General features: G+C 69.6%; 2 protein-coding genes. One reads left to right on the top strand and one right to left on the bottom strand.

The window, feature by feature from the left end:
- Positions 1 to 92: 92 nt before the first annotated feature.
- Positions 93 to 578: a DUF1269 domain-containing protein gene (locus ACRX5S_RS04285; RefSeq protein WP_436771369.1), complete on the bottom strand. Its 486-nt coding sequence runs from the start codon at positions 576 to 578 to the stop codon at positions 93 to 95.
- A 202-nt stretch (positions 579 to 780) separates the two neighbouring features.
- On the opposite strand from ACRX5S_RS04285, the gene ACRX5S_RS04280 reads away from it, so the two are divergent.
- Positions 781 to 1071: a hypothetical protein gene (locus ACRX5S_RS04280; protein ID WP_436771368.1), complete on the top strand. Its 291-nt coding sequence runs from the start codon at positions 781 to 783 to the stop codon at positions 1069 to 1071.
- The last annotated feature ends 3 nt before the right edge of the window (positions 1072 to 1074 follow it).

The raw sequence follows: 1074 nt of genomic DNA, 5'->3' as shown, positions 1-1074 counted from the left end.
GACCCGCCCGCGCCGCAGCCGGAGGAGAGGGGGCGTCCGGTGCGCCGGCCCGCCCGTCGTCCTCGCGCGAGGGCCGCACGGGGACCGTGCGGTCAGTCCGCGAAGACCTCGCGCAGCTTGGCCTCTTCGTCCTTCGACAGGTTGGTGCGGATGAGCTGTGCCTGCGTACCGGAGAAGGCCTCGTGCACGCGGTCGACGACCGCGCCGGTGCTCATCAGGAACAGCGCCGAGGTGCCGGGGGTGACCTCGCGGCGCACCTCGTCGATGAAGTCGTCGTCGATGCCGACGTCGCTCAGGCTGCCCGCGAGGGCGCCGGCGGCCGCGCCGATGGCGGCGCCGATGAGCGGGATGAAGAAGATGAGGCCGAAGAGCATCCCCCAGAAGGTGCCGCTGAGCGCGCCCACTCCGGTGAGGTTGTTGAGCTCCTTGGTCCGGGGCTTCTTCCTGTCCTCGGGCCACGCGACGACGGCCGCGTCGACGACGGTGACGAGGTCCTGCTTCTGGAGCGCGAGCAGCTTCTCCTCGGCGAGTTCGGCTCCGTCGGGGGTGGTGAACTTCCACACGGTCAGCGTCGTCAAGGCAGGTCCTCCCACTCGTCACCACAAACCGGTCAATAGGTGTATAAAGCCCACACGATCATGCACCCGGCCGGTGCCCTCCGCCATCCGGGGAGGACGGTGCGGAGAGGGATTGCCAAACGCGCGTGGGACCGGCTCCCGCGCCCCGCGGATTGCGCAAAGTTCCACCGTGTGACGGATCTTGACCGCGTTCGGCCGCCCCGTGAACGATCACCCCGACCTGACGTTCGACCGGATGGGGTGGATGGACATGGGCAACACCAGGCGCCGACTCGTGGGCGGAGCCGTCGCGGCCGCGGCCTCCCTCGGCATGCTCGCCGCGGGCGCCGGCCAGGCCCAGGCGGCCGCATGGCAGTACGTCGGGAACTACCCGCAGCTCTACAAGTGCCAGGACATCGGCAAGCAGTACGTCCACTACGGCGCCGCGAGCGACTGGAAGTGCACCGGCACCTACGCCACCGGCTACTCCCTCTACGTCATCTACTCCGCCTGACCC

It is taken from the genome of Yinghuangia sp. YIM S09857, from assembly GCF_051388915.1.
Classification (GTDB): Bacteria; Actinomycetota; Actinomycetes; order Streptomycetales; family Streptomycetaceae; genus Yinghuangia.
Note: the sequence above shows the minus strand (reverse complement) of the source record. Positions and strands in the feature narration are given on the sequence as shown.